General features: G+C 56.5%; 12 protein-coding genes. 6 read left to right on the forward strand and 6 right to left on the reverse strand.

Features of this window, described 5'->3' with window-relative positions; all coding sequences use genetic code 11:
- Nucleotides 1-438: 438 nt before the first annotated feature.
- The 4 genes from FGA82_RS08990 (at nt 439) to FGA82_RS09000 (ending at nt 3,846) form a co-directional block, all read left to right on the forward strand.
- A complete protein-coding gene (locus FGA82_RS08990) occupies nt 439-651 on the forward strand; it encodes a hypothetical protein (RefSeq protein WP_064363716.1) in 213 nt (70 codons plus the stop codon).
- Nucleotides 652-1,160: 509 nt separating this feature from the next.
- Complete coding sequence (locus tag FGA82_RS32085) at nt 1,161-1,301, forward strand: hypothetical protein (RefSeq protein WP_161806076.1); 141 nt, start codon at nt 1,161-1,163, stop codon at nt 1,299-1,301.
- 149 nt (nt 1,302-1,450) lie between these two features.
- Nucleotides 1,451-2,230 (forward strand): DUF7146 domain-containing protein, encoded by a 780-nt coding sequence (locus tag FGA82_RS08995; RefSeq protein WP_141126817.1) that lies wholly within the window; start codon nt 1,451-1,453, stop codon nt 2,228-2,230.
- On the forward strand, nt 2,179-3,846 hold the full coding sequence (locus tag FGA82_RS09000) for an autotransporter outer membrane beta-barrel domain-containing protein (protein WP_141126818.1): 1,668 nt from the start codon (nt 2,179-2,181) through the stop codon (nt 3,844-3,846). The genes FGA82_RS08995 and FGA82_RS09000 overlap by 52 nt, the downstream gene beginning before the upstream one ends.
- Nucleotides 3,847-3,913: 67 nt before the next feature.
- Here the strand turns inward: FGA82_RS09000 and FGA82_RS09005 are convergent, their stop codons facing one another.
- The 4 genes from FGA82_RS09005 to FGA82_RS09020 all read right to left on the reverse strand — a co-directional run bounded on the left by FGA82_RS09005 (nt 3,914) and on the right by FGA82_RS09020 (nt 9,730).
- The gene (locus tag FGA82_RS09005) at nt 3,914-4,375 is read right to left on the reverse strand and encodes a hypothetical protein (protein WP_141126819.1); all 462 of its coding nucleotides are present in this window, start codon (nt 4,373-4,375) and stop codon (nt 3,914-3,916) included.
- Nucleotides 4,376-4,675: 300 nt separating this feature from the next.
- Entirely contained in the window at nt 4,676-5,317 is a 642-nt protein-coding gene (locus tag FGA82_RS09010) for a DUF1345 domain-containing protein (protein ID WP_141126820.1), read from the reverse strand.
- A 141-nt stretch (nt 5,318-5,458) separates the two neighbouring features.
- On the reverse strand, nt 5,459-8,557 hold the full coding sequence (locus tag FGA82_RS09015; protein ID WP_141126821.1) for an efflux RND transporter permease subunit: 3,099 nt from the start codon (nt 8,555-8,557) through the stop codon (nt 5,459-5,461).
- A gap of 15 nt (nt 8,558-8,572) precedes the next feature.
- Nucleotides 8,573-9,730 carry an efflux RND transporter periplasmic adaptor subunit gene (locus FGA82_RS09020; protein ID WP_141126822.1) on the reverse strand — a complete coding sequence of 386 codons (1,158 nt, stop codon included), beginning with the start codon at nt 9,728-9,730 and terminating at the stop codon, nt 8,573-8,575.
- A gap of 275 nt (nt 9,731-10,005) precedes the next feature.
- Here FGA82_RS09020 and FGA82_RS09025 point away from each other — a divergent pair, with 275 nt between their 5' ends.
- Entirely contained in the window at nt 10,006-10,707 is a 702-nt protein-coding gene (locus FGA82_RS09025) for a response regulator transcription factor (protein WP_007912171.1), read from the forward strand.
- 4 nt (nt 10,708-10,711) lie between these two features.
- Entirely contained in the window at nt 10,712-12,013 is a 1,302-nt protein-coding gene (locus tag FGA82_RS09030; protein WP_141126823.1) for an ATP-binding protein, read from the forward strand.
- Between the two features lie 252 nt (nt 12,014-12,265).
- On the opposite strand, the gene FGA82_RS09035 is transcribed toward FGA82_RS09030, so the two are convergent.
- Nucleotides 12,266-13,027, reverse strand: coding sequence for a transcriptional regulator (locus tag FGA82_RS09035; RefSeq protein ID WP_141126824.1), 762 nt, complete (start codon nt 13,025-13,027; stop codon nt 12,266-12,268).
- A complete protein-coding gene (locus FGA82_RS09040; RefSeq protein WP_432767138.1) occupies nt 13,027-13,509 on the reverse strand; it encodes an RNA polymerase sigma factor in 483 nt (160 codons plus the stop codon). The genes FGA82_RS09035 and FGA82_RS09040 overlap by 1 nt, the downstream gene beginning before the upstream one ends.
- Nucleotides 13,510-13,532: the final 23 nt, after the last annotated feature.

Below are 13,532 nucleotides of genomic sequence, written 5' to 3' on the forward strand. Positions count from 1 at the left end.
AGTATCGTTTGACCAGATCAAGGCTTCTTGCACGCTCGATGGTTTCGTATATTCTTTGAACAGAGTCTACTTCCGCGGTCGTCAATACCGACGAAAGCAGATTCTCTCGTGCGGCCTTGTGGCTGTTCGTCTGATAGTGACCGGTGATCACTTAAATTAAACACCCACCTTACACAACCCTACCGGGCCTCTGCCCGATAGGGGCGAAGCCTTCACAACGGAGCTTCCTAAGTGCTAGATATCCTGATCACATTAATAACACTGTTCTTGCAGTCGTAAATTCATCTGACGCGTTAAAAGCGCTTAGAGGTTTTTGCGTTTAAAGTCGAGCTGCGCTCGCAACCCATGAAGGGGAAATCCCTTCCTGGGGATCTCCATGACCCTTTCTTTGTGGGCCCAATAACCCAAGCCTGAAAGGAGGGCGTTACGGAGTGAAAGATGAAAAACTTAATATTGCTCTGGATCAAAGATGCGCTCCTCAGTCTGGGGGGTGGCTTTCTTGTCACAGGGATATTCTTGATCGCTACTACTTCAGAACTCAGCATCGATGGCCTTTTCTGGTCGGTTGTTCTCGGTACGTTCGGTGCGATCATGATCGTAGGCTCGTTAGCCCTGGTGATCCTTGTCGGCTTTCTCGACAGAGGCGGTTGACACTATCGATTTTCTGGTAGACTCAACCCAAGTCCACTGAAGAGGAATTCGTAATGATGAGTCCCCTTGGTATATACGTGACATCCACAATGCTTTTCGTGGTCGGCATTATAGGCGCAGCCTTTTGGCTTGCTTATCACCTCGACGATCGTAAAAAGGCACGTTGATTCAAGCCCCCTATTTAGGGGGCTTTTTTAGAGTCTCCTTTCGCGGCCAGTACGCCGACGAAAGAAGATTCCTTCGGTCAGCCATGAGGCTGATCGTTCGATAGTGACCGGTGACCACTTTAAACTCACACCCACCCATCGCCGAAAGGCACACCCACGCGGGGCTTCTTCCCGCTGGGGAGCAGCTTCGCCTCGAATAGAGGTAATCCCATGGCTGCTGAAATCTCAAGCTTCCGCATAGCTGGACTCAAACAAATTGATCAGGACCATTTTTTGGCCGGATCTCATGTGATTGAGATTCTCTTATGTGGTCGCGTAATTGTCGTTTATTGAGGACTCATCATGAGTAACCAACAGAAAACGACAGACACCAATCGGGTTGTTGTCGCAGCATTGTCTGATGATTCATTCGTCAGGCTGATGCAGCAACTCTGCGACATCCCGCCGACAAAAAATCCAAGCACGCCAGATCCGAAAAAGTAACTGTCGGAAAAATCGTGCTAATTCCCTAAAGGGGGACACCTCCTTTAGGGAGAGTGTACCCCCAGATTCCAAACCCTGTCTGAGGCTTCCCAAAGCCCTCTTGGAGGGTTTTGGGAAGTCCCAGACGGGGCTAAACCTGGAGGTACACCATGCGAAACTTGAATGCAAAGACTGTGCGCGAGGCTGCTCAAGGTAAGTGGTTGGAAATACTAAGTGCCATTATTCCTGGAATCAGTCCATCGTGTAAAAAGGTTGGTAAACGCTCCCCATGCCCGGTGCATGGCGGGGTTGATGGTTTCCGAATGCTCAAGAAGAATGATGACGGAGCATTTAAAGGCGCTGGCGGTTGCAACACATGTGGGTTCAAAGGAGATGGTTTCGCTTTGCTCATGTGGTACCGACAATCCTACAACGGTCGATATGTATTTGCGGACGCTGTTGAAGAGGTAGGGGAATACCTCAACATCAAAGATCGTAAAGACGAAAGAAAAGCCGCACACGACAATCAACAGGAAGCTGCGCACATACAGAGATTGAGAGAGAAACAAGCTCAAGATCAGAAAGAAAACGATGTGCGTATCCGCTACATCCTGAAAAAAATCTGGAGCGAAACTTTAGCTCTAAGTACAGTTCAGGCTGAGCCAGCAAGACTTTACCTGAGCTCAAGGAAAATCCTTAATTGGGATGCTCCTGGTTATGCGGCTACGTTGCGGTTCCACCCAAAACTCCGGTCGTACAATGAGGACGGTGTTTGTGAAGGTGAATTTCCAGCAATTGTCGCGCTGATCCGCGACGCAGCTGGTGTTCCAGTGACACTCCACAGGATTTTTCTGACCCCCAAAGGAGAGAAAGCTCCTGTTGAAAGCGTTAAAAAGATGTGCCCGATTCCATCCGATCCGATCTGGTTAGCGGCAATGGCAATTTATTAGAGGTTGGCAACGGTGGGTTAGTCAATCTCACGGTTGAGAGCAGTGCGCTGGCGGGTAATATTGAAGTTGCAAATGGTGCCTCCGCCAATATTACGTTGCAGAGTGATAGTGCATTGACAGGGAATGTTCACAATGCAACAGCGGTCAATCTCAATAACAGTAGTTTTCTCAAAGGAGATATTATTAATGATGCCCCGGGTGGTGCGTCAGTAGTTATTGACTCCGCTTCCATTGTTCAGGGAAATATTTACAACTCCACGAGCGTCGATGTGAATAACGGAGCTCAGTGGAAAATGACCGGAAACAACCTGGTTAGTAAACTACATCTTAATGGCGGTACTGTTGATTTGACTGGCGGTGATGCGTTTAATCGTGTTGATATCGTCAATCTGTCGGGCGCTGGTGTTTTTGCGATGCGAGCAGATCTTGCCGCTGATAGAAGTGATTTTTTGAATGTTTCCGGTACGGCTACAGGGAGCCATCAGTTATTGATAGCTGCCAGTGCCAACGAGCCAGCCTCTGGTAACCCTTTGAAAATCGGCAACGTTGCGACTGGCGATGCCGCGTTCGCTTTGTTAAATGGTTCCGTGGATGCAGGGGCGTTCACTTATAAACTGTTAAAGGATGGGGAAGCTTTGTACCTGGCTCCGAACAAGGAGACGGTCAGCACAGGTACCAATACGGCCCTGGCAATTGCCGCAACAGCGCCGACCATTCTCTATGCAGAAATGACCACGCTGAATAATCGACTGGGTGATAGGCGCTTGAACGGCACTGAGCCGAGTGTGAGTGCCCAGTCGACAGGTCAATCTCAAACCGGAATCTGGATCCGAACCTATGGCAATCAATACAATGTTGCCAATGCCTATGGTGACGGTTATTCACAGAACCAGACAGGCGTGTCGGTGGGGGTTGATGCACCATTACCGATAGGAGATGGTCAATGGCTTGCGGGGGGCTTTGTCGGATACAGCAAAACCGATATGGATTTGAGGCGCGGTAGCAACGCCACTATCAACAGCGGATATGTGGGGGCTTATTTGACCTGGTACGATGCTGCGACAGGTATTTACGTTGACTCCGTCGCCAAAATCAACCAGTTCGACAACAGTGCCAAGGTCACCATGAGTGATGGAACGCGAACCAAAGGTGATTACAAGAATCTGGCCGGCAGTGGTTCGGTCGAGGTCGGCAAACATATTGCCTTTGAAAATGGCATGTTCCTGGAACCCTTCACTCAGGTCGCGACTGCCGTCGCGCGGGGCAAAGATTACACACTCGATAACGGCTTGCGCGTAAGCAATGATCACACCCGCTCACTGGTCGGTAAGCTCGGCACCGCCATAGGTAGTGAAATGGCCTTGGCCAATGGTGGTAAATTGCAACCCCGATTGAAAGTCGCACTCTCACATGAGTTTATAAAAAATAATGAGGTCAGCGTGAATGACACGCGGTTTACTAACGATCTCTCGACGACTGCTCTCGAGTTTGGCGCGGGAGTGAACTGGACGCCTACCGGGAAGAGTTGGCAGCTTTACAGTGAAGCCAATACAAGTACCGGGAAAGCCGTGAGTCAGGATTGGAGTGCTAGCGTCGGGGTTAGTTATAATTTTTAGTGTTGGTAGTTGATGATAAAGATAAATAAAAAGGAAGCCTAGCTTCCTTTTTATTGTAGTGTTGTTTTCAGTAGATAGCGGTGTTGTAACGTACTTCGCCAGAAATTTTAAACGAGGTGTCGTTTGCGTCGCTGACGGTTACATCGAAATTTCCAGAGACTTCACTGACCTCATCGCCTTTTCGAGTAATGGTCAGGAATACTGCGCCTTTGGTGGCAAGATGGATATAAGGTTCAGCATCGCTGGAGTCGACGTAGTCGATGGAGAGACCTTTGGTCGCTTCAGGGATGAAGAAAGTGCCGCTTGCAGTATCTTCTGGGAAAATCAGTGTAATTGTTTTCGTGTCGACCCGTTCCCCAATCCGATCAATTTGCGCGGCAATAAGTGTCCATTGAATACCCTCAAAACCTGGGTATTCCCCCCGTTCCAGCTTGAAATAGTTAGCGTTAAAATCTTGTGTTTCGTTGCGTAGTATTTTTGCGGTGAATGAGTTTATACGTTTGATATTTACGTTCAGTGGCGCATTCATGAATGTTCTCCGAATTTAATGGGGTACCTATCCATAAGCCAGATCCAGCTTAATGCATGGATGTCACATGTAAGCGCGTGTGCGGTATTTTGTATACTGTCAGAGTTGACAGGTGTACAAGCGGGAGAATCTATGCTTTGGCGGATTGCTTAGTTGTTTTTTTTGTATGCAGTACACGTTTAATACTGCAAGCCATCATGCCTTGATTCGCCTGTGCTAAAAAACGCATCAAGATGTGGCTGGCTGGCTCGTTTGGCGATCATGTCGCAGGCGGGCACTGCTCGACGTCTGGAGCTGTCGTCAGCCGAATAGCCCCGCGGCAATGTTGATCGAAAATCCAAGAATTGCTGTGTTGAAGACAAATCCGATCAATGACTGCGCCAGTACAATTTTGCGGATTTCCCGCGTCGCCACCCCGACATCGGCAGTCTGCACTGCCACGCCGATGGTGAAGGAGAAGTACAGAAAGTCCCAATAGTTGGGCGTGGTCAGTCCTTCGGCGAAACGCAGCGCCGGCTCCTTGCTATCGCAGGTGTAATACAACCTCGCGTAGTGCACGCAGAAAATCACTCCGATCAGCAGCCACGAACCGATCACCGTGAGGGCGGTAAACCCGTAATGCATGAGCTTGAGTGTGGTTTCCAGATCCTTGCTGCCAGCCAGTTCAAAGGTAATGGTCGCCAGACTGGCGAGGGCAGCGATGCACACCACGAACAGCACCAGCCCTGCGTTTTCGTCTTCGACTTCAGCGATGCGTTTGACGTCCGGGGCCTTGGCGCGCACGGTCAGCCAGAACATCAGGATCAGGTAAGTCCAGACACCGGCGTTCCAGCCGATGAGGATTTTGCTGACGATGGAATCGGCGGGGACGAGGAGTCCGGTGGCAAGGCCGAACAGGGCGGCGGCAGACAGGCGAGGGTGGGTGCGGGCGAGGAAGCGCATGGGGACTCACGTTGGTGAACTGTCTCTGCACCATAGCGTACGCAACCCTGCTTTTGTAGGAGCTGCCGCAGGCTGCGATCTTTTGATCTGCAAAAAGCAAAGTCAAAAGATCGCAGCCTGCGGCAGCTCCTACAGTTTGGATCAGTGGGGTTTGGTGAAGCGTTGTACGAGCTTCATGACAACGACGAAGAAGACAGGTACGAAAATCACCGCCAGCGTCGCTGTAATCATCCCGCCAATCACCCCGGTGCCGATCGCTTGCTGACTCGCCGAGCTGGCACCCGTGGCAATGGCCAATGGCACCACACCAAGAATGAACGCCAGCGAAGTCATCACAATCGGCCGCAGGCGCAAGCGAGCTGCCTGCAACGTTGCATCGAGCAGATCGTGCCCTTCGTCATACAGGCTCTTGGCGAATTCGATGATCAGGATCGCGTTTTTCGCCGATAGGCCGATGATGGTGATCAGCCCGACTTTGAAGAACACATCGTTGGGCATCCCGCGCAACGTCACGGCCAGCACTGCGCCGAGCACACCCAGTGGCACCACCAACAACACCGAGGTCGGAATCGACCAGCTCTCGTACAGCGCCGCCAGACACAGGAACACCACCAGCAACGACAGGCCGAGCAGGATCGGTGCCTGATTACCGGACAAGCGTTCCTGCAACGACAGCCCGGTCCATTCCTGACCCAGACCTTTCGGCCCCTGCGCTACCAGACGTTCGATTTCCGCCATGGCCTCACCGGTACTGTGCCCCGCTGACGGTTCGCCGGAAATCGCGATCGCCGGGTAACCGTTGTAACGGGTCAGCTGCGCCGGGCCCTGAATCCAGTTGGCCTGCACGAACGCCGACAGCGGCACCATGTGCCCGGTGTTGTTGCGTACATGCATTTTCAGCAGATCGGCCACCTGGCTGCGTTGATCACCTTCGGCTTGCACGACAACCCGCTGCATGCGCCCCTGATTGGGGAAATCGTTGATGTAGCTGGAGCCGACCGCAGTGGACAGCACACTGCCGATGTCGGCAAACGACACGCCCAAGGCGTTCGCCTGTTTACGATCCACGACCAATTGCACTTGCGGCGCTTCGGCCAGCGCGCTTTCGCGCACGTTCATCAGTACCTTGCTCTTTTCGGCTGCAGCGAGCAGTTCAGTGCGCGCCTGCATCAAGGTGGCATGGCCGAGGCCGCCGCGATCCTGCAAGCGGAACTCGAAACCGCTCGATGTGCCGAGGCCATCCACGGGCGGTGGCAGTACCGAAAACGCCATGGCGTCCTTGATCTCGCTCAGCGCGATGTTGGCGCGATCGGCAATCGAGCTGGCGGAATCATCACTGCCACGCTGCGACCAGTCCTTCAGCGTCGAAAATGCCAACGCTGCGTTCTGGCCGCTGCCGGAGAAGCTGAAACCGAGAATCACCACACTGTCGCTGATCCCCGGCTCGCCGGCGTTATGCGCCTCCAGCTGTTCAGCCACGGCCACCGTACGATTCTTGGTGGCGCCGGGCGGCAGTTGAATGTCGGTGATGGTGTAACCCTGATCTTCCACCGGCAGAAACGAGGAGGGCAGGCGCGCGAAGCACAGCCCCAGCCCGACCAGCAACACGACGTAGATCAACAGGTAACGACCGCTGCGTTTCAGCGCATAGCCGACCCAGCCTTGATAACGATCGGTCAGGTGCTCGAAGCGGCGGTTGAACCAGCCGAAGAACCCGGATTTTTCGTGGTGTTCGCCCTTGGCAATCGGCTTGAGCAGCGTCGCGCACAATGCCGGTGTGAGGGTCAGGGCGAGGAACGCCGAGAACAGAATCGACGTCGCCATCGACAGCGAGAACTGCTGGTAGATCACCCCGACCGAGCCTTGCATGAACGCCATCGGAATAAACACGGCCACCAGCACCAGTGTGATGCCGATGATTGCACCGGTGATCTGCGTCATCGCTTTGCGCGTGGCTTCCTTGGGCGACAGGCCCTCGGTGGCCATGATCCGTTCGACGTTCTCCACCACCACGATGGCGTCATCCACCAGAATGCCGATGGCCAGCACCATGCCGAACATCGTCAGCACGTTGATCGAGAAGCCCAGCGCCAGCATGGTCGCGAACGTGCCCATCAGCGCCACCGGCACCACCAGCGTCGGGATCAACGTGTAGCGCACGTTCTGCAGGAACAGGAACATCACCGCGAACACCAGCAACATCGCTTCGCCCAAGGTGTAAACCACTTTGGTGATCGAGACTTTGACGAACGGCGAAGTGTCATACGGGATCTTGTATTCCACGCCTGCCGGGAAGTAGCGCGCCAGCTCATCCATCTTCGCCCGCACCAGCGTCGCGGTGTTCAGCGCGTTGGCGCCCGGCGACAGCTGCACGCCGACGGCGGTGGACGGTTTGCCGTTGAGACGCGTGCCGAACTGGTATTCCTGACTGCCGATTTCCACGCGGGCGACATCGCCGATGCGCACGGTTGAACCGTCGCGATTGGCCTTGAGCACAATGTCGGCGAACTCTTGCGGCGTCGACAACTGACCTTTCACCAGAATGGTCGCGGTGATTTCCTGGTTCGACGGATTGGGCAGGTCGCCGATGCTGCCGGCAGACACCTGAGCGTTCTGCGCGACGATGGCTTCATTGACGTCAGCCGGTGTCAGGTTGAACGCGATCAGCTTCTGCGGATCGATCCAGATGCGCATGGCCCGTTCGGCGCCATACAACTGCGCCTTGCCGACGCCATCCAGACGCTTGATCTCGTTCATCACGTTGCGCGCCAGGTAATCACTGAGCGCCACGTCATCGAGCTTGCCGTCGCTGGACGTCAGGGTGATCAGCAACAGGAAGCCGGACGAGACTTTTTCGACCTGCAAACCTTGCTGATTGACCGCTTGCGGCAGGCGCGACTCGACCACCTTGAGGCGGTTTTGCACGTCAACCTGCGCCAGTTCCGGGTTGGTGCCCGGTTGGAACGTGGCTTTGATCGTCGCGCTGCCAAGGCTGCTTTGCGATTCGAAGTACAACAGGTGATCGGCGCCGTTGAGCTCTTCCTCGATCAGGCTGACCACGCTCTCATCGACGGTCTGCGCCGAGGCACCGGGGTACACGGCGTAGATTTCAATCTGCGGCGGGGCGACGTCGGGATACTGCGCCACCGGCAACTGCGGAATGGCCAGCGCACCGGCCAACAGGATGAACAACGCGACGACCCAGGCAAACACCGGGCGGTCGATAAAGAACTGCGGCATAGAAAAGCGTCCTGCTTACTGACCAGAGGTCTGGGCAAGTGGAAGAGGGGTGTCGTCGATCTGCACGGTTTCGCCGGGGCGGGCGTGTTGCAGGCCTTCGATGACGATGCGGTCGCCGGGCTTGAGGCCGCCGGTGACGATCCAGCGATTGTTCTGCACCGCGCCGAGTTGCACCGGTTGCTCGGCGACGCGCATTTGTTCATCGACGGTCAGCACCTGAGCAATGCCGGCGCTGTCACGCTGCACGGCACGCTGCGGCACGGTGATGCCGTTCTGAATGGTTGCCTGCTCCAGACGCACGCGGATGAAACTGCCGGGCAGCAAGTCGAGATCCGGATTGGGGAATTCGCTGCGCAGAATGATCTGGCCAGTGCCCGGGTCGACGGTGATGTCGCTGAAGAGCAATTTGCCCGGCAGCGGATACAGGCTGCCGTCATCCTGAATCAGCGTGGCCTTGACCTGATCCTGGCCGACTTCCTGCAACTGCCCGGAGCGGAACGCGCGGCGCAATTCATTGAGTTCACGGGTCGACTGAGTGAGGTCGGCGTGAATCGGATTTAGCTGTTGAATCAGTGCCAGCGGCGTGGTTTCGTTTTGCCCGACCAGTGCGCCTTCGGTCACCAGTGCGCGGCCGACTCGGCCGGAAATCGGCGCGGTGACGGTGGCGTAACCGAGGTTCAGTTTTGCCCGTTCGACGGCAGCCTTGTTGGCCGCAACGTCAGCGGCGGTTTGCCGGGCATTGGCGCGGGCGTTGTCGTAGTCCTGGCCGCTAATGGCTTGGTCATCGATCAACTGGGCATAGCGCTGCTCTTGCAGTTTTGCCTGGAACGCATTGGCCTCGGCTTTGCGCAGCGCGGCTTCGGCGCTGTCGAGGTCAGCCTTGAACGGTGCCGGGTCGATGCGGAACAGCACGTCGCCTTTTTTCACGTCGCTGCCTTCGCGGAAGGTGCGCTGCAAGACCACTCCTGCCACCCGTGCGCGCACTTCGGCAATCCGTGGCGCGGCAATGCGGCCGCTGAGTTCGCTGCTGATCGTCAGGGGGTGCGCTTCAATCGTCTCGATACGCACCGTGGCCGGTGGTGCCTGATCCTCTGCCTTCGAGGACGAATCACAGGCGCTCAGCGTCAACGCCATCGCGATCAGGCCGAGCCCGGCCAGCAGTTTGTTCGACATGTACAACCCCCAATATTGATGTCCGCATCCTACGGGCAGACGCCGAGATTAGCGGTGAAGCTTTGTAGGCGCTGTGTGAAATTGTGTAAGGGTTTTGCTCAGGGATGGGCGAGGGCGTATATCCTTCAGGTCTTGAATTCTTTTGTGACGGTTAAACCGCTTTCGCGAGCAAGCTCGCTCCCACATAAGTTTTGTGAACAGTGCAAAACCACTGTGGGAGCGAGCTTGCTCGCGAAAGCGGTCTGACATCCACCACAGCAATATCTGGATCACCCATGCCCAACATCCTCCTGGTCGAAGATGACACCGCCCTCGCCGAACTGATTTCCAGCTACCTGGAACGCAACGGTTATTCCGTCAGTGTGATCGGCCGTGGCGACCACGTGCGTGAGCGAGCGCGGGTCAATCCGCCCGATCTGGTGATCCTCGACCTCATGCTGCCGGGCCTCGATGGCCTGCAAGTCTGCCGTTTGTTGCGTGCCGATTCGGCGACGTTGCCGATCCTGATGCTGACGGCCCGAGACGACAGCCACGATCAGGTGTTGGGCCTGGAAATGGGCGCCGACGATTACGTCACAAAACCTTGCGAACCGCGCGTGTTGCTGGCACGGGTGCGCACCTTGTTGCGCCGCAGCAGCCTCGGCGAACCGCTGACCGCCAATGACCGCATCCTGATGGGCAATCTGTGCATTGACCTGTCCGAGCGCACCGTGACCTGGCGCGATCAACCGGTCGAGCTGTCCAGCGGCGAATACAACCTGCTGGTGGTGCTGGCCCGTCACGCCGGCGAAGTGTTAAGCCGCGACCAGATCCTGCAGCGTCTGCGCGGTATTGAATTCAACGGCACCGACCGCTCGGTGGACGTGGCAATCTCCAAGCTGCGCCGCAAGTTCGACGACCACGCTGGCGAAGCGCGCAAGATCAAGACCGTGTGGGGCAAAGGCTATCTGTTCAGCCGTTCCGAGTGGGAATGCTGAGCTGATGTTTCGCATCCTGTTTCGCCTGTATCTGGTGACGATCGTCTCGTACAGCGCGGCGATCTATCTGGTGCCGGATCTGGTGGTCATGGCCTTCCGGGATCGCTTCGTCACCTACAACCTCGACTATTCGCGCGGCCTGCAATCGCTGATCACCCGCCAGTTTCACGCAGTGCCACATGAGCAGTGGCCGGCGCTGGCGGCGTCGATGGACAAGGATTTCCAGCCGCTGCACATCGTCCTCGCGCGGATCGACGATGCCGAGTTCACCGCCATCGAGCAGCAACGACTGCGCCGCGGTGAGAACGTCGTGCGTATCGGCGACTGGGGCTGGCGCACGCTGGCGGTGACGCCGCTGGACGACACCACTGCCGTGCAAATGGTCGTGCCGCCGGATCCGCTGGACGTCAATCTGTTGTACTGGAGCATCAACGTGCTGATCGGCGCGAGCCTGCTCGCCTGCCTGCTGATGTGGTTGCGCCCGCACTGGCGCGATCTGGAACGCCTCAAAGGCACCGCCGAGCGCTTCGGCAAAGGTCATTTGAGCGAGCGCACGAAAATCGCCCAGAGTTCCAACATCGGCAGCCTCGCCAATGTCTTCGACACCATGGCCGGTGACATCGAAAACCTGCTCAATCAGCAACGCGATCTGCTCAACGCCGTGTCCCATGAACTGCGCACGCCACTGACGCGTCTCGACTTTGGTCTCGCGCTGGCACTGTCCGATGACTTGCCGACCGCCAGCCGCGAGCGTTTGCTGGGGCTGGTCGCGCACATTCGCGAGCTGGATGAACTGGTGCTGGAGCTGCTCTCTTACAGCCGTTTGCAAAATCCAGCGCAACTGCCGGAGCAGGTCGAAGTGTCGCTGGACGAGTTCATCGACAGCATTCTGGGCAGCGTTGATGAAGAGCTGGAATCGCCGGAGATCGTCATCGACGTGTTGTTGCACGGTCAGCTGGAGCGTTTTTCGCTCGATCCACGCCTGACCGCGCGGGCGATCCAGAATCTGCTGCGCAACGCCATGCGCTATTGCGAGAAACGCATTCAGATTGGCGTGCAGGTCAATGCTGCGGGCTGTGAGATCTGGGTCGATGATGACGGCATCGGCATTCCCGATGATGAGCGCGAGCGGATATTCGAGCCGTTCTATCGACTGGATCGCAGTCGTGATCGGGCTACGGGTGGGTTTGGACTTGGATTGGCGATCAGCCGTCGAGCACTGGAAGCGCAGGGCGGCACGTTGACGGTTGAGTCTTCGCCGTTGGGCGGGGCACGGTTCCGGTTGTGGTTGCCCACTACCGCATAAAGTCGAACGCTGTATCTGTTATCGCGCAATATCCTTGTAGGAGCTGCGGCACGCTGCGATCTTTTGATTTTGATTTTCGAGATCAAAGTCAAAAGATCGCAGCGTGCCGCAGCTACAGGTTTGGATGTACATAGAGAGTATGAACACCCGAAGTCCCTGTGGGAGCGGGCTTGCCCGCGAAAGCGCTGGATCAGTCGTCATCTTCAGCGCTGGTTTTCCGCGATTTGGAGACGGCGAAGGCCTGCAGCTTTCTTACACTTTCAGCGGTTGTGAGCGCAGCAGTCCCGCATGTTGCTCAAGTTCTCCCGCCGAGTTACGTCCGATCAACATCCACGCATGTTCACGCTCAGTCCAATACACCACATTCATCTCATGTCGACGCTCGTGCGCCAGCGGCTGACTGCCGCTGTTCGAACGGGTCACGCACAGCGCCAACGGTCCATGCTTCGCATCCAGATAAACAATCTGTGCAATGGGTACGCCGTCGTACTCAAGCATTTGCGCCCGTTTGAATTCGGCACCAGGCAACTTCAAATTAGCTGGCGAAAGGTTCAGGCCAAGGCGTGCATCAATCGTGCGCAATTGCGCGCGTTGGGTCGCCTCGTCGGTGGGCAGATGATCGAGCGTCTGCGGCACGTACAGAGCCATGTAATCGCCAACCAATGCGCGCCAGTTGTTTGATTGCGCGGCATGCCAGCCGAGGAACAAGCGGTCGGCCAACACGCCACCGGCCACTAGCGCTGCGGCGGCGCCAGCGATAAACCAGCGGCGGTTGAAGCCCGGGCGCTGCGGTGAAGGAATCGCATCCAGCCGCGCTTGCAGACGATCCAGCGGCGCCTGTTGCGCCAGTTCGTCATAGGCGCTCTTGTACGGCAGGTTGCTGCGGCTAAGCCATTGCACGCGCAGACTGAGCAGCGAGTCTTCGGCAATGGCATTGTCGAGCTGATCGCGATATCCACCGTCGAGTTCGCCGTCGAGATAGGCGACCAGTTGTTCATCCGAAGGTGTGTTCATCAACGGTCTCCTTCGGTGGTTTTCGGTACTGCCTGCAATGGTGGGTATTCGGCGAGTTTGAGGCGGGCGGTGGCCAGACGGCTCATTACCGTGCCGATCGGCACTTGCAGGATTTCGGCGACTTCGCGGTAGGACAAGCCTTCGACATAGGCCAGATAAACGGTTTCGCGCTGGATTTCCGGCAGCGCGTCGACGCGGCGAATCACCTGCGCCGCCATCACGTGAGTCTGCGCCGCATACTCACCATCGACCGCCAGTTGGCCGTCGGCATCGACTTGACCCGCGCCCTGACGCACGCGACGAGCGCGCACTTCATTGAGCCAGATCGAATGCAGAATGCTCAGCAACCAGCGATCCATACGCGTGCCGGCGGCGTATTGACCGGCGCGCTCCAGCGCCCGCACACACGTGGCCTGCACCAGATCCTCGGCCAAATGCCGATTGCGCGACAGCAACAAACCGTAGCGCCACAGTCGCGCCAGATGCTGTCCGAGTTCTGCTCTGA

The sequence above is a fragment of the Pseudomonas fluorescens genome (assembly GCF_005938625.1).
GTDB classification, from domain to species: domain Bacteria; phylum Pseudomonadota; class Gammaproteobacteria; order Pseudomonadales; family Pseudomonadaceae; genus Aquipseudomonas; species Aquipseudomonas fluorescens_BD.

Coding starts and splice junctions, on each gene's coding strand:
- FGA82_RS08990 (WP_064363716.1), top strand. CDS start 439: ATGAAAAACTTAATATTGCTCTGGATCAAAGATGCGCTCCTCAGTCTG.
- FGA82_RS32085 (WP_161806076.1), top strand. CDS start 1,161: ATGAGTAACCAACAGAAAACGACAGACACCAATCGGGTTGTTGTCGCA.
- FGA82_RS08995 (WP_141126817.1), top strand. CDS start 1,451: ATGCGAAACTTGAATGCAAAGACTGTGCGCGAGGCTGCTCAAGGTAAG.
- FGA82_RS09005 (WP_141126819.1), bottom strand. CDS start 4,375: ATGAATGCGCCACTGAACGTAAATATCAAACGTATAAACTCATTCACC.
- FGA82_RS09010 (WP_141126820.1), bottom strand. CDS start 5,317: ATGCGCTTCCTCGCCCGCACCCACCCTCGCCTGTCTGCCGCCGCCCTG.
- FGA82_RS09015 (WP_141126821.1), bottom strand. CDS start 8,557: ATGCCGCAGTTCTTTATCGACCGCCCGGTGTTTGCCTGGGTCGTCGCG.
- FGA82_RS09020 (WP_141126822.1), bottom strand. CDS start 9,730: ATGTCGAACAAACTGCTGGCCGGGCTCGGCCTGATCGCGATGGCGTTG.
- FGA82_RS09025 (WP_007912171.1), top strand. CDS start 10,006: ATGCCCAACATCCTCCTGGTCGAAGATGACACCGCCCTCGCCGAACTG.
- FGA82_RS09030 (WP_141126823.1), top strand. CDS start 10,712: ATGTTTCGCATCCTGTTTCGCCTGTATCTGGTGACGATCGTCTCGTAC.
- FGA82_RS09035 (WP_141126824.1), bottom strand. CDS start 13,027: ATGAACACACCTTCGGATGAACAACTGGTCGCCTATCTCGACGGCGAA.